This window comes from Streptomyces sp. 796.1, from assembly GCF_047525675.1.
Classification (GTDB): Bacteria; Actinomycetota; Actinomycetes; order Streptomycetales; family Streptomycetaceae; genus Streptomyces.
This window is the reverse complement of the sequence record NZ_JBLIWA010000025.1, coordinates 57,680-80,560: the sequence shown is the minus strand read 5'-3', so window position 1 is coordinate 80,560 and position 22,881 is coordinate 57,680. Positions and strand designations below refer to the sequence as shown.

Annotated in this window: 15 protein-coding genes; 7 read left to right on the top strand and 8 right to left on the bottom strand. The window is 71.9% G+C overall.

The features are described from left to right. Window positions 1-96: 96 nt before the first annotated feature. Window positions 97-738: a DUF6114 domain-containing protein gene (locus tag ACMA1D_RS18510; RefSeq protein WP_414725134.1), complete on the top strand. Its 642-nt coding sequence runs from the start codon at window positions 97-99 to the stop codon at window positions 736-738. Next, the gene (locus tag ACMA1D_RS18505; protein WP_414725107.1) at window positions 716-2,404 is read left to right on the top strand and encodes a hydrogenase expression protein HypF; all 1,689 of its coding nucleotides are present in this window, start codon (window positions 716-718) and stop codon (window positions 2,402-2,404) included. The genes ACMA1D_RS18510 and ACMA1D_RS18505 overlap by 23 nt, the downstream gene beginning before the upstream one ends. A 471-nt stretch (window positions 2,405-2,875) precedes the next feature. Here ACMA1D_RS18505 and pyk read toward each other — a convergent pair whose 3' ends face one another. The 3 genes from pyk to pta form a co-directional block, all read right to left on the bottom strand. After that, window positions 2,876-4,294, bottom strand: coding sequence for a pyruvate kinase (gene pyk / locus ACMA1D_RS18500; RefSeq protein WP_414725106.1), 1,419 nt, complete (start codon window positions 4,292-4,294; stop codon window positions 2,876-2,878). Window positions 4,295-4,418: 124 nt separating this feature from the next. Beyond that, a complete protein-coding gene (locus ACMA1D_RS18495) occupies window positions 4,419-5,576 on the bottom strand; it encodes an acetate kinase (RefSeq protein WP_414725105.1) in 1,158 nt (385 codons plus the stop codon). Beyond that, the gene (pta, locus tag ACMA1D_RS18490; protein WP_414725104.1) at window positions 5,573-7,699 is read right to left on the bottom strand and encodes a phosphate acetyltransferase; all 2,127 of its coding nucleotides are present in this window, start codon (window positions 7,697-7,699) and stop codon (window positions 5,573-5,575) included. The genes ACMA1D_RS18495 and pta overlap by 4 nt, the downstream gene beginning before the upstream one ends. 860 nt (window positions 7,700-8,559) lie before the next feature. Between pta and ACMA1D_RS18485 the strand changes: the two genes are divergently transcribed. Continuing rightward, window positions 8,560-9,585: an ATP-dependent 6-phosphofructokinase gene (locus ACMA1D_RS18485; protein WP_349992866.1), complete on the top strand. Its 1,026-nt coding sequence runs from the start codon at window positions 8,560-8,562 to the stop codon at window positions 9,583-9,585. Window positions 9,586-10,330: 745 nt separating this feature from the next. Here the strand turns inward: ACMA1D_RS18485 and ACMA1D_RS18480 are convergent. Then, complete coding sequence (locus ACMA1D_RS18480; protein WP_414725103.1) at window positions 10,331-11,140, bottom strand: S1 family peptidase; 810 nt, start codon at window positions 11,138-11,140, stop codon at window positions 10,331-10,333. A gap of 384 nt (window positions 11,141-11,524) precedes the next feature. Between ACMA1D_RS18480 and ACMA1D_RS18475 the strand changes: the two genes are divergently transcribed. The 4 genes from ACMA1D_RS18475 to ACMA1D_RS18460 all read left to right on the top strand — a co-directional run bounded on the left by ACMA1D_RS18475 (window position 11,525) and on the right by ACMA1D_RS18460 (window position 16,654). Beyond that, on the top strand, window positions 11,525-12,223 hold the full coding sequence (locus tag ACMA1D_RS18475; RefSeq protein ID WP_414725102.1) for a hypothetical protein: 699 nt from the start codon (window positions 11,525-11,527) through the stop codon (window positions 12,221-12,223). A 311-nt stretch (window positions 12,224-12,534) separates the two neighbouring features. Further along, entirely contained in the window at window positions 12,535-13,875 is a 1,341-nt protein-coding gene (locus tag ACMA1D_RS18470; RefSeq protein ID WP_414725101.1) for a hypothetical protein, read from the top strand. A gap of 542 nt (window positions 13,876-14,417) precedes the next feature. Next, window positions 14,418-14,816 (top strand): hypothetical protein, encoded by a 399-nt coding sequence (locus tag ACMA1D_RS18465; RefSeq protein ID WP_414725100.1) that lies wholly within the window; start codon window positions 14,418-14,420, stop codon window positions 14,814-14,816. Between the two features lie 587 nt (window positions 14,817-15,403). After that, window positions 15,404-16,654 carry a serine hydrolase domain-containing protein gene (locus tag ACMA1D_RS18460; RefSeq protein ID WP_414725099.1) on the top strand — a complete coding sequence of 417 codons (1,251 nt, stop codon included), beginning with the start codon at window positions 15,404-15,406 and terminating at the stop codon, window positions 16,652-16,654. A 271-nt stretch (window positions 16,655-16,925) separates the two neighbouring features. Here the strand turns inward: ACMA1D_RS18460 and ACMA1D_RS18455 are convergent, their stop codons facing one another. The 4 genes from ACMA1D_RS18455 to ACMA1D_RS18440 all read right to left on the bottom strand — a co-directional run bounded on the left by ACMA1D_RS18455 (window position 16,926) and on the right by ACMA1D_RS18440 (window position 22,541). Beyond that, window positions 16,926-17,738 (bottom strand): carbohydrate ABC transporter permease, encoded by an 813-nt coding sequence (locus ACMA1D_RS18455; protein WP_414725133.1) that lies wholly within the window; start codon window positions 17,736-17,738, stop codon window positions 16,926-16,928. Window positions 17,739-18,231: 493 nt separating this feature from the next. Beyond that, the gene (locus tag ACMA1D_RS18450; protein WP_414725098.1) at window positions 18,232-19,074 is read right to left on the bottom strand and encodes a carbohydrate ABC transporter permease; all 843 of its coding nucleotides are present in this window, start codon (window positions 19,072-19,074) and stop codon (window positions 18,232-18,234) included. Between the two features lie 380 nt (window positions 19,075-19,454). Then, the gene (locus ACMA1D_RS18445; RefSeq protein ID WP_414725097.1) at window positions 19,455-20,813 is read right to left on the bottom strand and encodes an extracellular solute-binding protein; all 1,359 of its coding nucleotides are present in this window, start codon (window positions 20,811-20,813) and stop codon (window positions 19,455-19,457) included. A gap of 420 nt (window positions 20,814-21,233) precedes the next feature. Next, complete coding sequence (locus tag ACMA1D_RS18440) at window positions 21,234-22,541, bottom strand: glycosyl hydrolase family 8 (protein ID WP_414725132.1); 1,308 nt, start codon at window positions 22,539-22,541, stop codon at window positions 21,234-21,236. Window positions 22,542-22,881 lie beyond the last annotated feature (340 nt).

The window sequence follows — 22,881 nt, the reverse complement described above, 5'->3', positions numbered from 1 at the left end:
ACCCCCGTGCTCACGCTGTGAACACTTGCGATCGACGATGCGATCGCCAGCCCCAGGGAGCTGTTTTCGATGAGTGCCGAGTCGCCGGGGGTTTCGATGGGCGCCGAGTCGCCGGGGGCGCGTGACCGGGTGGGCCAGCTACGGGCGGCGTTTCGCGCGTGGCGCTGGCAGCGTCCGTTCTGGGCGGGGCTGTTGACCCTGCTCGGCGGGCTCCCCATCGCGTACTTCCCGTACGCCAACCTCACCATGGGCCAGTTGACCATCCGGATGTCCACCACCGCCGGGTCCGGTTCGCTGATCATCGGCGTGTTGTTGGTGGTGCTGGGCCTGACCATGTGGTTCCAGTCCGCCACCCGGGTCTTCGCGGGGGTCGCCGCGATCCTGCTCGGGCTGGTGTCGTTGGTGGTCTCCAACTTCGGGGGCTTCCTGATGGGTTTCCTGCTCGCGCTGTTCGGCGGCGCGCTGGGCGTCTCCTGGGCGCCGGGCGAGGTGCTCGCCGCCGAGTCGGGCAAGGGCGCGGACCAGGACGCGCACCATGATCTGCATCCGGACCCGGACCCCGGCCCCGGCGTCCAGCCCGCGCCGGCCGTGCAGTTGGGGAAGGAAGCGCAGATCGCGGGGCCCGAGCCGATCGTGGGCGAGGAGGGTGCGCCGCAGCCGGCGGAGGCCGAGACCGGGCCGGACGCCGGGGCCACGCCGGACCAGGAATCCAGGAATGGGAGGCATCGTGCGGGGTGAAGAGGGGGCACCGGGGGGCGAGCCGCGCCGCCGGACCAAGGCGGGGCCGCGGCACGCCGCCCCGAAGAAGTCGATGCTGACCCGGTTGCAGGTGCCCGCGGGCAAGGCCATCGCCTTGGCGGCCATGCCCACGGCGGTCCTCATGGGCATGGGGCTGACCCCGCAACTCGCCCAGGCCGACACCCAGGCCAAGGACCGCTTCAAGCCGGGGCCCTGCGTGACCCAGCCGGACGAGCCGCAGGACGGCACCGAAGGCAAGGACGACAAGAACGCCAAGGGCAGCAAGGACGATAAGGACGGCAAGGCCGGGCAGGACGGCAAGGACCCGCAGGACGCGAAGGGTTCGGACGGCCGGGGCGAGGGGACGCAGGGGCGTACCGGAGCACCGGATGGCGACCGCACGGACCAGGGCGACCAGCAGGACGCGCCCAACACGGGCCAGCAGCCCGGGAGTTCGCCGACGGGCGGGCCGTCGTCCGGCGCCGCGCGGACCCCGGACGGCTCCGGGACGAGCGCGGCGCCGCAGCCCGCGGCGCACGAGCCGTCGTCCGGCGTCACCCAGGCCCCGGAGCCGCCGGCCGCGAAGTCGCCGGCCACGGACGCCGCGGACCCGGAGCCCGCCGCCACGCCGAGCCCCTCGCGCCACCCGCTGGACCCGCTGGGGCTGGGCGACGCGCTGAAGGACCTACTCGGCGGCGGCAAGCACGCGACGCCGACCGCCCCGCAGCCGAGCACCACGCCCAAGCCGAGCGCCACCCCGCGGCCGGACGCGACCGGTGACGGCGCCGACGCGCCGTCGACCCAGCGGCCGACTCAGCGGCCCACGACGGCGCATGACGAGCCGTCAGGCAAGGGCGGAGACGGGTCGGACGCCACCGCCGACGGCGCGGCCAAGGACCAGGCCAGCACGGTCCAGGAGAAGAAGGAGCAGTTCGAGAAGGCGCAGCGGGAGGCCGACGCCAAGGCGGAGCGGGAGCGTGCCGAGCGCCGTGCGCGGGGCGAGGAGTCCGCGAAGCCCGGCGCGACCGCGGGAACCCACGGGTCTGAGGGGGCCGAAGGGACCGCGGACGATACCGGATCGAAGGACGGCGACGAGGGCGACAAGGGCGGCGAGGGAGACAAGGACGGTGCCGAGCCGAGCGCCGGGCCGACCCTGCCGTCCCCCGACGACCCGCAGCCCTACCCGTGCCCCGTCCGGGACGAGGCGGCGCTGCGCAACGCCCCGCTGGAGGCGGACGCCCCGTTGCTGCCCGAGGACCCGTGGATTCTGGAGAGCAGCCTGCTGGCGCTGCACGGCCTCAAGTACGACGGCATCGTGAAGGTGAAGACGTTCAGCGGCCGGGAGAAGGCGGTCCTGAAGTTCACCGCGAGCTCGATCGACATCCACGACCTGAAGCAGACCGTGGTCGGCCCCGGCAGCGCGACCACCCACGTGGACGCCCGCCCGGGCAGCAACTCGACCATGCGGAACGGCACCGTGACCATGTACACGGAGGAGCTGAAGGGCAATCTGCTGGGCATCATCCCGGTCACCTTCAGCCCCGACGCCCCGCCGCCGCTGACCTTCCCCGAGCTCTTCTTCACCAAGGTGCGGGTCACCCAGGCGGGCCAGTTCGGCGGCACGCTGACGGTGCCCGGCATGCACCTGTACCAGACCGGCAAATAACGGGCGACACCCGGCGGCACCGGAGCGCTACGCGCGTCCCGGCCGACACGTCCCGGCCACGGGCCGCACACTGACCCTTTCGGGAGCCGCACAAGACCGTGGGCCGCGCCACCACCATCGGGGGCGCGGCCCACGGCCGTGCCGGGCGCCGTACGGGCCGGGGTCGATCGGGCTCGCGTACGGGAGGGTGTCGGCCTGGGCCCGTACCCGTGGATCGTCCACGGGCCGGTGTGCGACGGGGTCAGCCGCGGGCCCGTACGGATGGGCCGGTCGTGGGCCCGTACAGCAGACGGGGCCGGACACCGTACGGGATGGTGCCGGCCGTGGGGCCCGTACGGCACGGAGCCGTTCGTGGTCCGTACGGGACGGGCTCGGTCAACTGCCGTACGGGGTCCGCCCGCGCCACCGGGGCCAGGGGCCGGCCGGGGGCGCGGGCGGGCCGTCGGGCAGCAGGTGCCCGCGTGGTGTGCCTCAGTCGCCCAGGTGGTGGACCCGGACCATGTTGGTGGTGCCGGGGACACCGGGGGGCGAGCCGGCGGTGATGATCATGGTGTCGCCGGTGTTGTAGCGGCCGAGCTTGAGGAGTTCGGCGTCGACCAGTTCCACCATGGCGTCGGTGTTGTCCACGTGCGGCACCACGAAGGTCTCCACGCCCCAGCTCAGCGTGAGCACGTTGCGGGTGAGGGTGTCCGTGGTGAAGGCCAGGATGGGCTGCTGGGCGCGGTAGCGGGAGAGGCGGCGGGCGGTGTCGCCGGACTTGGTGAAGGCGACCAGCGACTTGGCGTCCAGGAAGTCGGCGATCTCGGCGGCGGCGCGGGCCACCGCACCGCCCTGGGTGCGCGGCTTCTTGCCGGGCACCAGCGGCTGGAGGCCGCGGGAGAGCAGTTCCTGCTCGGCGGCGGTGACGATGCGCGACATCGTCTTGACGGTCTCCAGCGGGTAGGCGCCCACCGAGGACTCGGCGGAGAGCATGACCGCGTCCGCGCCGTCCAGGATCGCGTTTGCGACGTCGGACGCCTCGGCGCGGGTCGGTCGCGAGTTGGTGATCATCGACTCCATCATCTGGGTCGCCACGATCACCGGCTTGGCGTTGCGGCGGCACATCTCGATGAGCCGCTTCTGCACCATCGGGACCTTCTCCAGCGGGTACTCCACCGCCAGGTCACCGCGGGCCACCATGACCCCGTCGAAGGCCGCGACGACCTCCTCCATGTTGGCCACCGCCTGCGGCTTCTCCACCTTGGCGATCACCGGGACGCGCCGGCCGACCTCGTCCATCACCCGGTGCACGTCGCGCACGTCGGCGGCGTCCCGGACGAAGGAGAGCGCGACCAGGTCGCAGCCGAGCTCCAGCGCGAACTTCAGGTCCTCGATGTCCTTCTCGGACAGCGCGGGCACGTTGACGGCCACGCCGGGCAGGTTGATGCCCTTGTGGTCGGAGATCACGCCGCCCTCGATGACGATGGACCGCACCCGCGGGCCGTCCACCTCGATCACCTGGAGCGCCACGTTGCCGTCGTTGATCAGGATGGACTCGCCCTTGGAGACGTCGCCGGGCAGGCCCTTGTAGGTGGTGCCGCAGATGGTCCGGTCGCCCGCGACGTCCTCGGTGGTGATGGTGAACTCGTCACCGCGCACCAACTCGACCGGGCCGTCGGCGAAGGTCTCAAGCCGGATCTTGGGGCCCTGGAGGTCGGCGAGCACGCCCACCGCCCGGCCGGTCTCCGCGGACGCCTTGCGGAGACGGTGGTACCGCTCCTCGTGCTCCGAGTGGGACCCGTGGCTCATGTTGAAACGGGCCACGTTCATGCCCGACTCGATCAGCGCCTTGAGCTGATCGAAGGAGTCGACGGCGGGACCCAGGGTGCAGACGATTTTGGAACGGCGCATGGGGCAGATCCTATCCGTTTGTTTCAGCGCGGAATTTATAGGGCTGGTCTAGACCGATTCGGGGGCCCGGCCGCGCCCCCCGTTCCCGGCTCGCGGGACGGGTGCGGCCCGGCGCGCCCGCCGGTCAGGCCGTAACCAGCTCGTACGTCTGGGTGGCGATCTCCAACTCCTCGTCGGTCGGTATCACCGCCACCGCCACCGGGCTGGCCGCGGTGGAGATCAGCCGGCCGCTGGAGCCGCGCAGCGCGTTGCGCACGGCGTCCACCTCGATGCCGAGCACGCCGAGGCCGCGCAGGGTGGCCTCGCGCACCGCGGCCGAGTTCTCGCCGACGCCGGCGGTGAAGGCGACGGCGTCCAGCCGGCCGAGCACCGCGGTGTACGCGCCCACGTACTTGCGCAGCCGGTGTACGTAGATGTCGAAGGCGAGCTGCGCCTCCGCGTCGCCCTCGCCCATCCGGCGGCCGATCTCGCGCATGTCGTTGTCGCCGCACAGCCCGATCAGCCCGCTGTGCTTGTTGAGCAGGGCGTCGATCTCGTCGATGGACATCCCGCCGACCCGGGCCAGGTGGAAGACGGCCGCCGGGTCCAGGTCGCCCGAGCGGGTGCCCATGACCAGGCCCTCCAGCGGGGTGAGCCCCATCGAGGTGTCCACGCACACGCCGCCGGCCACGGCCGAGGCGCTGGCCCCGTTGCCCAGGTGCAGCACGATCGTGTTGAGGTCGGAGACGTCCTTGCCGAGCAGGGTGGCGGTGGCCCGCGCGACGTAGGAGTGCGAGGTCCCGTGGAAACCGTAGCGGCGTACCCCGTACCGGTCGGCGGTGTCCACGTCGATGGCGTACCGGGCGGCGGATTCCGGCATCGTGGCGTGGAAGGCGGTGTCGAAGACGGCGACCTGCGGCAGGTCGGGGCGGAGCCTGCGGGCCACCTTGATGCCGGTGACGTTGGCCGGATTGTGCAGCGGGGCCAGCGGCACCAGCTTCTCCACCTCGGCGAGCACGTCATCGGTGATCAGCGTCGGTGCGGTGAACCGGGTACCGCCGTGCACCACGCGGTGGCCGACGGCGGCCAGCGCGGGCGAGTCGAGACCGAGGCCCTGCGCGGAGAGCTGCTGGGCGACCTGGTCGAGGGCGGCCGTGTGGTCGGGCACCTCGCCCTCGCCGATGCGCTCCACGATGCCGGCGGCCAGCCGGCTGCCGTCGGCCATGTCGAGGAGTTGGTACTTCACCGATGACGAGCCGGAGTTGAGGACCAGCACCCGGGTGCGGTCGGGGGAGTGGTTCACGCGGTCGGTGCTTTCTCTGCGGGGACGGCGGGGGCTGCGGGGGCGCCCTGGGCGGGCTGTGCCTGGGCCTGGATGGCGGTGATGGCGACGGTGTTGACGATGTCCTGGACGAGGGCGCCGCGCGAGAGGTCGTTGACCGGCTTGCGCAGGCCCTGGAGGACCGGGCCGACGGCGACGGCACCGGCCGAGCGCTGGACGGCCTTGTACGTGTTGTTGCCGGTGTTGAGGTCGGGGAAGATCAACACGGTGGCCTGCCCGGCCACCTGCGAGTCGGGCAGCTTGGTGGCGGCCACGGCCGCGTCCACCGCCGCGTCGTACTGGATCGGCCCCTCCACGAGCAGGTCCGGCCGCCGCTCGCGGACCAGCTCGGTGGCCTTGCGGACCTTGTCCACGTCGGCGCCCGAGCCGGAGGTGCCGGTCGAGTACGAGAGCATCGCGATCTTGGGCTCAACGCCGAACTTGGCGGCCGTCGCCGCGGACTGGATGGCGATGTCAGCGAGCTGCTCGGCGTTCGGGTCCGGGTTGACCGCGCAGTCGCCGTACACCAGCACCCGGTCGGCCAGGCACATGAAGAACACCGACGAGACGATCTGCGCCCCCGGCGCCGTCTTGATCACCTCGAAGGCGGGCCGGATGGTGGCCGCGGTGGAGTGCACCGCGCCGGAGACCATCCCGTCGGCCAGGCCCTCCTGGACCATCAGGGTGCCGAAGTAGGAGACGTCGGCGACGACGTCGTAGGCCAGCTCGTACGAGACGCCCTTGTGCGCCCGGAGCTGCGCGTACAACTCGGCGAACCGGTCGCGCAGCGGCGAGGTGTGCGGGTCGGTGACTTGGGCGCCGGACAGGTCGATGCCCAGCTCGGTGGCGCGCTTGCGGACCGCGTCCTCGTCGCCGAGCAGCGTCAGGTCGCACACGTCGCGGCGGAGCAGCACGTCGGCGGCGCGCAGCACCCGCTCCTCGGTGCCCTCGGGGAGCACGACGCGGCGCCGGTGCGAGCGCGAGCGCTCCAGCAGTTCGTGTTCGAACATCATCGGCGTGACCCGGCTTGAGCGGGCCACCGAGATCCGCTCGGTCAGCTCGGCGGTGTCCACGTGCCGCTCGAACAGGCCGAGCGCGGTCTCGGCCTTGCGCGGCGCGGCTGCGCTCAGCTTGCCTTCGAGTGCGAACAGTTCGGCCGCGGTCGGGAAGCTGCCGCCGGGCACCGAGATCACCGGCGTGCCGGGCGCCAGCCGGGAGGCGAGGGCCAGGATGTCGGGCCCGGGGCGGGCGTCCAGGGTGAGCAGGACGCCGGCGATGGGCGGTGCGCCGGCGCTGTGCGCGGCCAACGAGCCGATGATCAGGTCGGCGCGGTCGCCCGGGGTGACCACCAGGGCGCCCTCGGTCAGCGCGGGCAGGAAGGTGGGCAGCATGGCGCCGCCGAAGACGAAGTCGCGCACGTCGCGGGCGAGCCCGGCGGCGTCACCGAGCAGCACCTCGGCGCCGAGCGTGTGCACCACCTGGCGGACGCTGGGCGCCGAGAGCGAGCCGTCCTCGGGCAGCGTGTAGCAGGGCACCGGCACCTGCTCGGCCAGCGGCCCGGCGATCTCCTCGCGGTCGGCCGGGGCGACCCGGTTGACGACCAGGGCGACCACGTCACAGCCGTGCGCCTGGTAGGCGATGTGGGCGTTGCGGGCCTCGGAGCGCACCGATTCGGCGGTCTGGTTCTGCCCGCCGACCACGGCTATCACGGCCGCGCCGAACTCGTTGGCGAGCCGCGCGTTCAGGTGCAGCTCGTCGGGGAGGCTGGTGGCGGCGTAGTCGCTACCGAGTACGAGTACGTACTCGTACTCCCTGGCCACCGCGTGGAACCGGGTGACCAGCTCGGACACCAGCTCGTCCGTGCCGCGCTCGGCCTGGAGGGCGGCGGCCTCGTCGTAGCCGATGCCGTAGACGGTCTCGGCCGGCTGGGTGAGCCGGTAGCGGGCGCGCAGCAGCTCGAAGAGGCGGTCGGGCCCGTCGTGCACCAGCGGGCGGAAGACGCCCACCCGGTCCACGTGGCGGGTCAGGAGTTCCATGACCCCCAGCTCGACGACCTGACGGCCGTCCCCGCGGTCGATCCCGGTCACATACACGCTGCGCGTCACGCGTGCTCTCCGATCCTTGGGCTGCATCGGCTCTTGGCCGTCTGTCGGCCGCCGGGCGGGTGGTGGTCCGTACGACTGGGGTACGGGGCCGCCCGTCCGGCGGTGCGGCTGGCGCCGCTGCTTGCTGTGGTGCTTGTGGCTTGTGGCTTGTGGCTTGTGGCCTGTGGGGTTGTGGGTCTGGTCTGCGGTCTGCGGGGTTGCTGGGCTGTTGGGTTTTGGGTCGCTTGCCGGGGGGTGGCCGGGGGCGCTGGGCGGGCGGCTGTGTGGGGAGGGTGGGCGTCTGCCGGGCGTCTCCGGGGAGGTGGGTGCGGGGGCCTGCCGGGTGTCTGCGTGTGGGGTGCGCGTGGGGTGGGTGTCTGCGTGTGGGAGTGGGTGGGTGTCTGTGCCTGTCGGGTGGGTGCCTGCCTGCCGGGTGGTGCGTGTGCGGTGGGTGGCTGTCTGATGTCTGACTCGTCGGGGCGCGGCGGAGTTCCGCCGTCCGCGGCGCGGGCCGGCTGAGGCGGGTCGGCCGGGGCGGAGGGGTGGCCGCGCACCGTGCCGGCCCGTCGGCGGGTCGGGCCCGGCGCGTGGCCAGGTTCCTTGCGCCGGCCGGTGTGCCGGAGCGCGGTGTCTGCCCGGTGGCCGGGGCGTCGTCGGCGTACGACTTCCCCGTTCCCGGCCGGGCTCCCCGTCCGTATTCGAACGAAGAATCACCCGTCCCGTTGGGCATCCCCTCTTGACAGTACCCGGGCGTATGGGTACGGCGCATGACCCGTGGGGTGCGCGGCGGCTGCGGGCCCGTGAAACAATCGGACGAGCTCATATGTACCTCCCCCGGCCCTCGGCCCATGGGGAACCCCAGGAGCAGGAGAAAGACCAGGATGCGCATCGGAGTGCTCACCGCCGGAGGCGACTGCCCCGGTCTCAACGCCGTGATCCGGTCGGTCGTGCACCGCGCCGTCGCCGGCCACGACGACGAGGTCATCGGCTTCGAGGACGGTTTCAAGGGTCTTCTCGACGGCCGGTTCCGCCCCCTCGACCTCGATGCCGTCAGCGGCATCCTGGCCCGCGGCGGGACCATCCTCGGCTCGGCCAGGCTGGAGCGCGACCGGCTGCGCGAGGCCGCCGAGAACTGCGAGGAACTGGCCCGCTCGTACGGCATCGACGTGCTCATCCCGATCGGCGGCGAGGGCACGCTGACCGCGGCCCGGATGCTCTCGGACGCCGGTATGCCGGTCGTCGGCGTGCCGAAGACGATCGACAACGACATCTCGGCCACCGACCGCACCTTCGGCTTCGACACCGCCGTGGGCGTGGCGACCGAGGCGATCGACCGGTTGAAGACCACCGCCGAGTCGCACCAGCGGGTCATGGTCGTCGAGGTCATGGGGCGGCACGCCGGCTGGATCGCGCTGGAGTCCGGCATGGCGGGCGGCGCGCACGGCATCTGCCTGCCGGAGCGGCCGTTCGACGTGGCCGACCTGGTGAAGATGGTCGAGGAGCGGTTCGCGCGGGGCAAGAAGTTCGCGGTGATCTGCGTCGCCGAGGGCGCGCACCCCGCGGAGGGCTCGATGGACTACCAGAAGGGCGCCATCGACCAGTACGGCCACGAGCGGTTCGCCGGCATCGGCAACCGGCTCGCCGCCGAGTTGGAGAACCGTCTTGGCAAGGAGGCCCGCCCGGTCATCCTCGGCCACGTACAGCGCGGCGGCACGCCCACCGCCTACGACCGGGTGCTGGCCACGCGCTTCGGCTGGCACGCGGTGGAGGCCGCGCACCGCGGCGACTTCGGCATGATGACCGCGCTGCGCGGCACCGCGGTGGAACTGGTGCCGCTGGCCGAGGCGGTCACCGAACTCAAGCGGGTACCGGCGAACCGGATGGACGAGGCAGAGTCCGTCTTCTAACGACTCATCGCGGTCCACCGCCTACCGACCCCTTGCCGCTGACCGCTGGTAGCACTGGTCGCTGACTGCTGGCCGTTCGCTGCGGGCCGCGTTGGTCGTTGGCTGTTGGTCGTGCTGGTCGTGCTGGTCGCGCTGGCTGCTCGCTGGGTCGTCGCCGGTCGCCCGCCTCGCCCGCCTCGTCCGCGGGTCCGCGGTGGCCCCGGGCCGGTTCGTACGGCGAGTCCCGTACGGGGAGCGGTGTACGGGCCGGGTTCGTACGGGCAGCCGCGTGCGGGACCGTTCGCGCGGGGAGCCGCGCGTGGGCCGAACCCGTACGGCAATCCTCGTTGCGCGGCCACTCCGTGCGGGGGGCCGCGTGCAGGCGGCTCCGTGCGGGGAGTCGCGCGCGGACGGCTCCGTACGGGGGGTTTAGCGCGGCCGGCTCCGCGCGGGGGGTTGAGCGCGGCCGGCTCCCTACGGGGAGTCTCACGCGGGCCGGCTCCCTGCGGGCTGGTCCGTCGCTCGGCGCGCCCCCGGCCGCCCGCTCCGTGCAGGCCGGGCGAGTGCGACCCCGCCGCGCCGCCCGGCCTGCTGCGGGTCCGGCATCCCCGACTGGCTACCGGGCCCGCGCTCGCCCCGGTGCGGCGCCGAGCCCCAACTGGCCGGCTGGCTAGGGGCGTTCCCGGGGCGAGTGGCCCCCGCGGCGCGACGTCCGGGATGCGGTCCGGGGCCGGGCGCGGGGGCCGATCGTGGTGAGCGGCCGGCGCTAGCTGGCGCGGGCGCCGCCGATCTGGGTGTTGATCCACTGCTGGTGCGCGGTCACGTCGGTGTAGACCGTGGCGTCACCGGTACCGCAGATCTGGCTGTTCGCACCGGCCCGGCTGGTCGCACCGGCGAGGCGCCACGTGCCACCCTCCTTGAGCAGCGCCGGGCCGCCCGAGTCGCCGTAACACGCGGTGCCGGAGCGGCTGCCGTACACGCACAGTTCCACGGAACTGTTGTACGCCGTGCTGCACATGCGGTCCGGGTTGATGCGCGTGTCCAACTCCTTCAGGCCGCGCGGGGTCCCACCGCAGCCGGGCGAGCCGCACGTCTGGCCCCAGCCGAGGAGCCTGGTGTAGGTGCCTTCGGCGGGGGAGGTGGCGGCGATCTCGACCGGCTGGTTGGGCACCGCGCGGGTCAGCCGCAGCAGGGCGATGTCGTACGGGCCGTTCTGGTACCGCGGGTGGCGGATGATCTGGGCCACCGAGGCCACGGTGCCGCCGGTGCTGTTGTCCCGCGAGCCGATGCGTATCTGGAAGTTCTGCGGCGACTGGCCGGCCACACAGTGCGCGGCGGTGACCATCCAGGTGCTCTTGATCAGCGAGGCGCCACAGCCGTGTCGGCCACGGACCTGCATGGAGCCCATGAACGAGTAGTCCTCGGTGGCCGGCCCGCCACCGACGATCTTGGTGCTGGGCGCGGTCGGCTGGGGCTCGGGGGCGCGGTCGGCGGCCTGTGCGCTCTGCGTGGACAGCACGGCCGCGGCGATCATGGCAGGAGCGAGCGCGATGCGCGCTACGGTGCGGAATCTCATAGCGGGGTGTCCTCCAAGGGCGATGGGGGGAAAGAGGGGGGACCCGTGCAGACCGGATACGGACGGGCCGCCCAGCCGTCCCGGGCCCCCGGTCGCCACTCACTGTGGGCCACCGGACCACTTCCGTAACAATCCCAACCTTGCATACGGTGCGCCTATGGGGCCTCGTTGCGCCACTTCGGCATCTGTCAACTCCCTTATTCATTCCGATGGTTGATGGTGCGATGCTGGCCTGCGGGTTCGTCGTGCGGGGCGTCCCGCGGGGCGGAGGCTTGCGGGAAATGATCACGGTGTGTTTACCCTGACCCGCCATGGCTGACTGGTACACGTCAGCACACTCGGGCGGTGTGCGGGCCGGCGGCCCATGCGTGCGACGGGGGCGGAATGCGGGGGCTGTGGGCCAGGGTGTGGCTGCGGTACGTGCTCGTGGGGGCATTGCTCGCGGCCGGGACCACCGGCTACGTCGTCCTACGACACGAACGACGCGCAGCCCAACTCGCCGACAACCAGCAACAGTTGGAACAAGCCTGCCGTGGCCTGCTGCCGGTGTCCGAACTGCGCCCCTACCTGCCGGCCGACTCCGCCGGAGAACTGGCCGAGTTCGGCACCCTGGCCGACGGCGGCGCCAGCCGCTCGCTCTACGACTGCACGCTGATGTGGGGCGCGAGCCACGCGAAGTGGGAACCGGACGCACTGGTACGGGTGCACGCCGTGGCCGCGCTGCCCGGCGAAGAGGACCGACTCAGCCCGCCGAACCTGGACGACGCAGTGGGCACCTGGCGCACCCCGCCAGGCACCAGCGCCACGCTGACGTACGACTCGGGACTGGGCCGCGCGAACCTCACTGCCTGGCTGCGTGTCCGCTGCCGCGGCGACCTCACCGGCCGCGTCCGCCCCTCGCGTGACCTGCGCATCAGCGTGGAACTTCCGGTACGGGCCGACTTCCCGAGCGACCTCACTCCTGCCGAGCGGCTGGCCCCGGCCCGTACCGCAGTGCGCGCCGCGAACTGGGTCACCGCCCGCCAACAGCACTGCGCCGCACCGCGGCTTTCGATGCCGACCGGGGTGGTGATGGCCAAGTGACCAATGTGGGGCGGGGGCGGCCTGGCCGTCCGGGGCAGCCGGATGAGGCTGGACAGGAGGGCGGGCTTGAGGGACAGGGCTGGTCTGAGGGGCAGGGCCGGCCTGAACGGGTGGGCCGAGTAGGGCAGGACGGGCAGAGAGAGCAGCCAGGTCCACAGGGCGAAGCGGCGCCCGCAAGGTGGCCGAGGCGTCCGGACCGGCAGAGTCGGGCTGGTGGACAGGAGGGACGGTCTGAGCAGGTGAGCCAACCAGGGCCGGAGGGACGGTCTGAGCAGGTGAGCCAACCAGGGCCGGAGGGACGGTCTGAGCAGGTGAGCCAGGCAGACCAGCCTGAGCAAGCCGAGCATGCCGCGCATGTCGCGCATGCCGCGAGGGAAGCGGAGCGGGCGCGTCGGGCCGTGCGCGAGCGGTGGCGGCGGCGGGCGCTGACCAGTGGTGCGCTGCTGCTGGTCCTCGCGCTCATCGGCGGCGGCTACTACTGGTTCGGCGGCGGCTACGACCGCCATCAGCGGGACAAGCTGCTCGCCGGCGCCTGCGACGGGGTGCTCGCCAAGCGCGAGGCACGGGCCATCCTCGGTAGCGGGCCGCTGGAGGACGGCGGGCGCGGCACCGTCCGCAAGGGGTCCTTCGCAGGTGACGACGAGCACGCCGGCCAGGGGGTCGGGGAGCGCGGCAGCGACGACCGTGCGGTGCGCGAACCGCTGTTGCTGACCTGCACGGTCAAGCGGGACCTGGAGTACCACGCGGGCAAGCCGACGGTGGAGGCGTCCGTGACGATCGGCGTCCGCGAGGCGCCGGGGCAGCTGCGCGTCGACCCCGGCTACGACCGCACCGGGCCGATCGTGCCGCGCGGCCTCGCCCCGGCGCCGCTCGGGCACGGCTGGTCGGGCCACTTCTCCCTCGACCGCAACGTCGCCGACGGCTCGGAGGCGACCACGGCGGTCCTCCTGACCTGTGCTAACAGTACGAGTGACCTGCTGGTGACGGCCAAGGTGCAGCAGGAGGACAGCACGCTGGACGACCCGCGCCACCGCGCGGCCTTCGCGCGCGTGGCCACCGCGACGGCCAAGAAGGCGGCCCGGCACCTGAACTGCGATGCGCCGCTGGGCACCGACCCGGTGACGGTGCCGTTGCCGGTGGACGAGCGCGAGTACGTGCCGCTGCGCGACGCCGAGGGCACCTGTGCCGGACTGCCGCCGACGCCGGGCACTCCCGCCGGGAAGCAGCCCGGCATCGACGTCAGGCACGCCTGGGAGAGCGCCCGCGACACGGCCCCCTACGAGGCGTGCCTGGTGGGCAGGTCCGGGGCGGCCGGAAGCTACCGACTGCGCGCCCTGTACGGGCCGTACGCCCAGGACCTGCGCTTCGTCGTGGCGGGGCAGTCCCACGGCGGGTCCGCCCACTCCGACCTCGAAGAACGGCCCGCGGGCGAGGTGGACGTGCCTCAACTGCACTTCTGGTACGCGAGTGCCCGCTGCGGCGCGGACCGACCGGCGGCGCTGTACATCGTCGATGCTCTGACGGAGGACAGCGCGAGCGAGGGGCGCGAGGACGAGCCCCGCGCCGACGTGGCGTACCAGCGGCGGGCGCTTGCCGAGTTCACCCGCCGGTCCGCCGCCGCGCATGGCTGCGCGGCGCCGGCGGTGCCGTAGCGGGGCGGGGGCGTACGAGTGTCCGGGCCGGACCGGGGCCGCTCCGGGCACGGGACGGCGGCGGTCGACCCCACGTACGGAATCGGAGCCCATGAGCACGTTCCTTTCTTGGTCCGCGGACCGACTGATGGCACGCGGTGGTCCGTGACTCCACTGAAGACGATGGGTGGTTGCGCGGGCGTATGTGCTTTTCCATACGCTGACGAAATCCGGCGCAGCGACCACGGCCACGGCGCGTTCCCTGTGCCATCCGCCGCCCCGCCAGCCGCTGCCAACCCACTCCAGCCGAGCAACCGCCGGCCTTAGGTGCCAGGGCGGGGGGCGTGGAGGGAAAGGGGGGCGGGGATCGAGGGACGGGGAGTTGGGTCGATGTGTTCCGGGACGAGCGGCCCGGAGCGCGGACCGGTACGCCTCCTCACGCACCGAAATGACCCGGCGTCGATTCGACCCGTCAAGACGAGTCGATGTCATGGGACGTGGGCTGTCACCCGAAGGCCCGCTTTTGCGTCCTCCTTGCAGAGGCATCGCAGGCAAGGAGAGCCATGAGCGTTCGATCGAGTTGGTGCAACACCCATCGGGGCCCCACCGAGCAGGCCATCGCCGTAGCGGTGATCGAGGCCAACTCAGGCCCCGGCGGCACCGTGTGGTCGTGCGCGGAGTGCGTCGAGCGGTACGGAATCGTGCCGCTCGACGAACAGTCGCCCGGCCACCCCGCGTTCCGCATCCAGTACCGCGACCGCCCACCAGCACGGGGCCGGGACGGCGGTACGGGCCCGGCAGTGGGTGTGACGGGAGTGAGTGGTGTGACCGGTGCGGCGGGTGCGGTCACGGTGGGCCGCTCGCTAGGCGCGGTGGGCCCGACGGGGGCTGGTGCGGGGGCGGACGGCCCCGACACCGAACCTCGGGGCGAGGGCCCGACACCGCGGTGCGTCCGTTGCTGAGGGGGCGTGACGGGGGCTGACGGGGACGGGTGCCGGGCCTGGCGGGGGCCGGATGGGAGCTGGCGAGGGCGTACGACTCGGTGCCGTCCCGGCCCTCCAGGATGCGCACCTTGTAGTCGACCAGCTCCAGGTCGGCCAGGTCGGGTCGGTGCGCTTCAGGGCGACGCGGAGCGCCCGGTCCAGCGCGTTGACGGGGTCGGGCGCGAGTCAACGAGGTTGTTCACCACGGTGGTTGGGGTTATTCCGGGCCCGGAGCGTGGCCCGGTTTCGGGCTGCGCTGGCTGTGGGGCCGCTGCGGGGTGAGGGCGCTCCGGGCGGGGGCCGTGGGCTGTGATGCACCCGTGCGCCGTACCGCCCTGCTGCCGTACTGCCGTGTGCATGTCGCCGGCCGGCTCGCTGCCGGGCCGTCGCGGGGCGGCGTTCCGGGAGGGGAGGGTGCCGCGCTTGCCGTGGCCGTGGCGGCTACGCCGCATATCGCCAGCGTATGGAAAAACGCATACGCCCGCGCAACCACCCATCGTCTTCAGTGGAGTCACGGACCACCGCGTGCCATCAGTCGGTCCGCGGACCAAGAAAGGAACGTGCTCATGGGCTCCGATTCCGTACGTGGGGTCGACCGCCGACGGTTGCTCGGCTGGAGTGGGTTGACGGCGGCTGGCGTGGCGGCGGGTGGCGCACAGTTCGCAGGGGCCAGGCCCAGCCGCGCCGCCCAGCGCAAGGCCGACACCGTGGAGATCCCGCCGGCCGCCCGACCCGGCGGGGCGTACGACAAGTTCGTGGCGAAGCTGGCCGCGGAGAACAGGTTCTCCGGCGTGGTGATGCTCGCGCACCGGGGTCGTACGGTGCTGTCCCGCAGCTACGGCCTGGCCGATCAGGAGAAGGGCATCCGCAACCACGAGGGGGTCGCTTTCAACCTCTCGTCGGCGGGCAAGCCGTTCGGCGCGGTGGCCATCCTGCAACTGGCGCAGCAGGGCAAGCTCCAGCTCTCCGACACGGTGGGCACCCACCTCACCGGCTTCGCCAAGGAGACCGCCGACCACGTCACCATCCACCACCTGCTCACCGGCACTTCCGGGCTGAGCACCCCGGACGAGGACCTGCAACGCGTCTACCAGAGCAGGGAAGAGGTGCACGACTTCTACGCGCGATGGGCCAGGGAGTCGAAGCAGGCGGCTCCGCCTGGCACCCCCACCGACCACGCGGGGGCCGAGGTCGCCATACCCGCGCTGATCGTGGAGGCCGTGACCGGCATGTCCTACTGGGACTACGTGGAGGAGAACGTCTTCCGGCGGTGCGGCATGCAGGGCACCGGGTTCTTCACCAGGCCGCAGTGGTTGACCGATCCGCACATCGCGCACTCGTACATGCGGCAGGCCGACGGCAGCCGGGTGGACGCCGTCCGCAACCTGGACAAGGGCAGCCCCGATCCGCACCAACTGGGCAAGAACCCGGGCCGTAGCTTCATAGATCCCCCCGGGGACGGTGGCTTCGCCACCGCGCCTGACCTGATCCGGTTCGCCCAGGGGCTGACCGACGGTACCCTGTTGGACCGGCCCTACGCCGAGATCTTCATGGGCCCCAAGATCCCGCTCGCCCCGCAGGGCGGCGGCCTGGCCCGCGGAGCCGTCCCCGCCGATGCGGCATTCGCGTCCTACATGATGCCGATCAGCCTCACCAAGGGGCAGTGGATAAACGGCCGCGCCGGAGTCAACCCCGGCAGCGTCGCCAGTTGGAACATCTACCCGTACACCGGATGGATCGGCGTCGTCCTCGGCAACCACGACGAGACGCCCTTCATGGACATCATCCAACAGGAGATGGAGGCCATCATCGGCTGACGCTGACGCTGACGCTGACGCTGACGCTGACGCTGACGCTGACGCCGAGCCGGTGCCGGCGCGGGCTGGCCGCCCGGTGGTGTGGTGCTCCCCCCGACACCCACCGGAGCCCGCGCGGCGCGGGGGCGAGGACGGCCGCGTGCCGAGTCGGCCGTCCTCGCCCCACCGCCCGCTGATCGTCGCGGCTTGCGGCGGGTCGTGGCCTATGGGGCAGAAGCAGGAACGACAAGTGAGGTCAGGGCAGTCCAGGGCAGGGTGGTGGTGCGGTGGGTCAGCCCTTCACCGCACCGCCGAGGGCAAACCCACCACCGAGCCGGCGGGCGACCAGGAGGTACAGGAGGAGCACGGGCGTGGTGTAGAGCAGCGAGAACGCCGCCAGTTGGCCGTAGACCACCGAATTGCGGCTGCCGAAGAAGGTGAACAGGGTGACCGAGGCAGGGAGTTGATCAGGGGTGAGGAGGAGCATGAAGGGGACGAAGAAGTTTCCCCACATCATGATGAAGCTGTAGACCGTCACCACCGTCAGACCAGGTCCCATCAGCGGTAGCACCACGGACACCAGTGACCGGAGCCGGGAGGCGCCGTCCGTCCAGGCGGCCTCTTCGAGGGCGATCGGAACGCCGTCCATGAAGTTCTTCATCAGCCAGATGGCGAACGGTAGTTGAGTGGCGGCCAGGAAGAGCGCGGTGCCGAGGATGCTGTCGATCAGCTCCACCCGTACGTACAGCGCATACACCGGCACCATCACCGCGGTCAGCGGCAGGCAGGTGGTGAACAGCACGGTCAGCAGGTACGGGCGGACCAGTTGGGAGCGGTAGCGGGACAGCGGGTAGGCGGCGAGCGTCGCGCACACCACCGTCAGCAGGGTGCCGCCACCACAGAGCAGCAGGCTGTTGAGGATCGGACGGAAGGTGATCTCCTCGTTCCACACCGCATCGAAGTTGTCCCAGGTCGCCGGGGACGGTGCGGAGATGCGGAGCCCCGCGTGGGAGTCGAAGGCGGCGAGTAGGAGCCAGACCAGGGGCAGTAGGAACAGCGCGGTGAGGGCGAGCAGGGCCAGATCGGCACCGCAGCGGCGGCGCAGCCGGCGTCGGGCGGCGGGAGTGCGGTGGGCTACCCGGGCCCGATGGGTGGCCGGGGCCTGCGGGGCCGTCTGACGACGGCGGCCACCGGGGTACGTCGGGGCTTGGTCGGCGATGGTGAGGGCAGCGGGAGCCGGAGCGGCAGCGACGGGCTCAGGCCCTGGCTCGGGTTCGGGCCTGGGGTCGGCTTCCGGTACGGGCTCGGGCCTGGGGTCGGGAGCGGGCACGGGCGGAAGGCCAGGTGCGGGCTCGGCTTCCGGTGCGGGCTCGGGTGTGGGGCCGGGGGCGGGTTTGGAGGCGGGTGTGGGTCCGGATGCGTGCGGGGGCTTGAAGGTGGGTGCAGGACCAGGCTCGGGCGCGGGCCCGGCTTCCGGCTCGGGTGTGGGTGTGGGCTCAGTTTCCGGTGCGGGCATGGGTGTGAGTGCGGGCCCGGCTTCTGGTTCCGGCTCTGGCTTGGGCGTGGGGTCCGGGGGCAGGTCGGGTGTGGGCATGGGTTCACACCTCCGTACGGAGCAGCCGTAGATAGACGGTGGCGAACAGGCCGCCGATGACCAACAACAGCAGGGCGACCGCCGTGCCGTAGCCGATCAGCGCCTTGAGCAGGGCCTGGTCGTACATGAACACCGGGAGCGTCTGGCTGCGGTTGCCGGGGCCGCCGCGGGTCATGGCCCAGATCAGACCGAAGACGGAGAGCGTTTGGAGGGTGTTGAGCATCAGATTGGTACCGATGGAGCGGCGGATCATCGGCAGGGTGACGTGCCACAGCCGGCGCCAGCCGCCCGCCCCGTCCACCTCCGCCGCCTCAGTGACCTCCCGGGGTACATCGGAGAGGGCGGCCGAGTAGATGAGCATCGAGAACGCGGTGCCGCGCCAGACGTTGGCGAGCGATACGGCGATGATCGGCGCACTGTAGAGCCAGTCCTGAGAGGGCAGGTGAACCCCGTCGAGGACGGAGTTCAAGGTGCCCTCATCGCGGAAGAAGGCGTAGAGGAGGAAGCCAGCGACGATCTCCGGGACCACCCAGGCCGCGATGACCACGGCCCCGGTCAGGGTGCGCACTGGGCGTGAGGCGCGCTGCATCAGCAGGGCGAGGCCGAGGCCGAGCGTGTTCTGGCCGATGATCGAGGACAGCACGGTGAAGACCAGGGTGAGCACCACGGCGTTGCGGAAGTGCCGGTCCTGGAAGGCGTGTTGGAAGTTGTCGAAGCCGACGAAGTGCGTCGAAGCGGAGCCGGTGAGCTGCATGTCGGTGAAGGCGATGACGATGCAGTACAGGATCGGGCCGCCGAGGAAGAGCAGCAGCAGGACGGTGGCCGGCGCGAGCGGCAACCAGCGCAACGGCCGGCGACCGTGATCGACGGGGGTGGGGGCGGGGATGGGGGAGGGGGAGGGGGCCCCCGATCGCGGAGTACCCGAGCCACCCCGACCGCCCCACCCACTTAGGCCGTCCCGGCCGCCCAGCCCATCCATCCCACCCTGTCCACCCAGACGGCTCAGGCGACCCCAGCCACCCCGCCCACCCGCTCTATCTCGCCGGCCCAAACCACCCCGCCCACCCGCTCCACCCCACTCACCTGAGCTACCCCGCTGGCCCAAACCACCCCACTCACCCGTCCCACCCCACTCACCCGCTCCACCCCGCCGGCCCAAACCACCCCGCCCACCCGCTCCACCCCGCCGCCCACCCACCCCACCTCGACCAAGACCAAGTCTGTTCATCAAGGTCGGTTCACCACCTTGCCGTCGGTGAGGGAGCGTAGCTCTGCGTCGTACTCTCGGGCGGCCTTCGTGGGGGAGGTGCCGCTGGTGGTGACGGTTTCCATCGCTTCGCCGATGGCTGCCGAGACCCGTGGGTATTCGGGGAGGGCGGGGCGGTAGTGGGTGTGGCGTACGAGGTCGGTGAAGAAGGCGATGCCGGGCATCGAGGTGCGGTAGCGGTGGTCGGCCGCGACGTCCTTGCGGACCGCGATCTGGGCGTCGCGCAGGGTCCACTCGACGGCGTTCGGGGTGGTCTGGAGGGTTTGGATGAGCTTCCAGGCGAGTTCGGGCTTCTCCGATTTGGCGGGGATCGCCCAGGCCCAGCCGCCGGACATGCTGACCACCCCGGGCGGCTGCCCGAACTGTGTCGGCATCGGGGCGCGGCCGAGCACCTTCGACCACCGGGGCCAGGGCCGCCCGCCGGATTCGATCCAGAACTGGCCCAGCCAGGAGCCGTCCAGGGCGATGGCAACCTTCCCCTCGGGCAGCAGCTCCGTCGCGACCCGGGTGGGCACGTTGGGGTCGACCGCTTCCGCGGGGCGCAGGCCGAGGCGCTGGCCGTAAAAGGTGTCGAGGAAGCCGAGTGCGTCCTTGAAGCCCTGGCCGCCGGTGACCCACTTGCCGGCCTTGGGCTCGTACAGCGGGTCGGTGCCGGTGCCGTACAGCAGCATTTCGAAGCCCTGCATCACCGACGCCTCGCCCGGGCCCTTGCCGGTGTACACGTTGAGGGGCGTGACGCCGGGGACCCGCGCTTTGATGGTGCGGGCCGCGGCCAGCAGGTCGGCCCAGGTGCGGGGGCGCCAGTCAGTGGGCAGCCCGGCCTTGGCGAAGATCTCCTTGTTGAACCACAGCCCGCGGGTGTCGGTGCCCATCGGTACCCCGTAGGTCTTGCCGTCCTCGGCCTTCGCCGCGGTCCTGGCCTGCGGCAGGAACTGGTCCCAGGCGGGCCAGCGGGCCAGTTCGCGGTCGAGCGGGCGCAGATAGCCGCTGGCCACATCGGAGTTGATGATGAAGGTGTCTTCGTAGACGACGTCCGGTGTGGTCTTCGCCGAGCGCATCATCTGCTGGATCTTCACCCAGTAGTCGGGCTGCGCGGCCTGGATCGGGATCAGCTTGACCTTCTCGCCGCGGTGCGTGCGCTCGAACTCCTTCTTCACCGCGGACAGGTAGGCGTCCATGTGCCTGACCTCGTTGTCCGTGTTGCGCAGGTAGACGACCTTGATGGTGTGGGGATCGTTGCCGAACGCGCCGCAGGCGGTGAGCGAGGTGGCGGCGAGCGTGAGACTGGCGGCGAGGATGAGCGGGGCGGTGGGGCGCACGGGCACGGCCTCCTTGGACACGGCGCCCCAAGGCGCGCAGGAGGCGCCGACGGGGCGCTGCGGTGACTGCCCGGTGACCGTACGTGCCACTTCGAGCACAGGTCAATGGCCGCGACCCCGGCCGGTGGCGGGGTCACTGGTACGGCGCAGTGCGGGCGGCGTCCGACGGCGTCCGGCGGGGGCCGGCGGGGCGTCGGTGCGCGTACGGGGGCGCGGGGGCGCATGAGGCGTTGCCCGGCGGCGGGGTGTGGAGCGGAGCGGCCGGGCGTGCGAACGGCCCGGCACCCTCGTGGGGTGCCGGGCCGGGCCCGTTACGGGGACGCCCCGCCCGCCGTCGGAACGGTGCGGTCAGGCGGGCCGGCCGGCGCGACGGGCAGGCGCGCGATTAGGCGCCGCGCAGCCGGTGGAACGGATGCCGGGTCAGGGCGTCCAGAAGTTGTGCGTGACCACCAGCATCGACTGGAGCTGGATGCTGGCGGAGAAGTAGTCGCCGGAGCCGGGCGAAGTGGCGACCATCTTCTTCCAGAGCGCGTCCAACCACTCCTGACCGTCACCGTCGTTCATGGCGGCGACCGCGAACGGGGCGAAGAACGCGGCGTCGTTGCCGGAGCCGTAGGCCGAGCCGTTCAGCCGGTAGCCGTTGACCAGCTTGGACGGGTTGCCGCCGGACTTCTGCTCCGCCCAGTTGCTCAGCTTGACCGCTGCCTTCTTCGACGCGGAGTCGCCGGTCTGCGCGGCGTCGGTGCCGAGCCGCCACGGGTCGCGGCAGGCGTTCCAGTGGTAGTCACCGTCGTGCGGGTCTTCGAGCACCTCGCCGTTGGCGGGCCGCGGCGAGCTGGTGGTGTTCTCCACGAAGTCGGGCAACAGGCCGGTCTTCGCCGCGTACTTGCTCTGGAGGTCGGCCGTGACCTGCTGCGTCTTGGTGCGTACCGCGTCCCAGGTGCCGTCGCCGGTGGCCTTCTTGAACGCCTTGAAGTGGCCAGGCATCCAGTCCGATGTGCGCGAGAGCTTGTCGTCGGAGCCCGATGACCAGTCGCCCAGCTTGGTCAGCTTGGTGCCGCTGTGCACCTCGCTCTTCTTGATGGCGTTGATCCGCTTCACGGCCAGCGCCTTGTAGTCGTACGTGCCGGAGCTGCCCCACTGCCGGTCGGCGAGGAGCAGCCCGTACGCGATGTCCAGGTCGCCGTCGGTCGCCGAGTCCGTGCCGTTGACGCTCTTGCAGCTCTCGTCCTGCTCGGCGGCGTGCAGGTCCTTGTTGATGGACGAGGGGTGCGCCAGTACGTACTTCAGGATGCCGTCGAAGATCTTCTGCGCGTCGGCGTCGGCGCCGGCCATGGTCGCGGTGATCACCATGCCGTAGCCCTGCGCCTCGCCGACGTAGTCGTGGTCGGCGTCCGGCGAGTACACCTGGTACCAGCCGTTCCCGCAGTTCTGCTTGATGAAGTTGGCCTTCCACTTCTTGTAGAAGGACACCACCTTGGCGTCGTTGTCCTGCTGGTTGCCCGAGGGCTTGAGGGCGCCGCTGGCGTAGGAGAAGGAGTGGCTGCCGAACGGGACGGCGGGGGTGGCCGCGGCGCGCGTGGCCTGCCCGGACCCGACGGCCGATGTGGGGGCGGTGCTGGTGGCACTTGCGGGCTGGCTGCCGGGCAGGCCGGCGAGCCAGAATCCGCCGCCGCCGACGAGCGCGGCGGCCGTGAGCACGGCGAGCGATCTGCGGTTCCTCACCATAGCCACGTCATGCCTCCATCCTTGGACGGGAGTTGGGGATGTGAACGGTAGCGAGCCCGTGCAGACCCGACAAGGCGATGATTAAGAAAGTTTCCTGTTTACCTGAAGGCCCGGTTCCGTGCGCCCATGGGTGGGCGACCCGGGGCTTGTGCACCATGGCTGACCTGTGTCGTTGCCCGAGCGCACGGATGCGCCGGGGGCGCGCCGCCGGTACCCGTCGAGCGACGGGTGCGGGCCTGGTCGGGTGACGGGGGCCGGGTGGACGGGGCCCGTGGGCGTGGTGGCGCGTGGCGGCACGCGGCGCGTTCAGTCGGCGGTACGGGGCGGGCGCGGCGCCGCG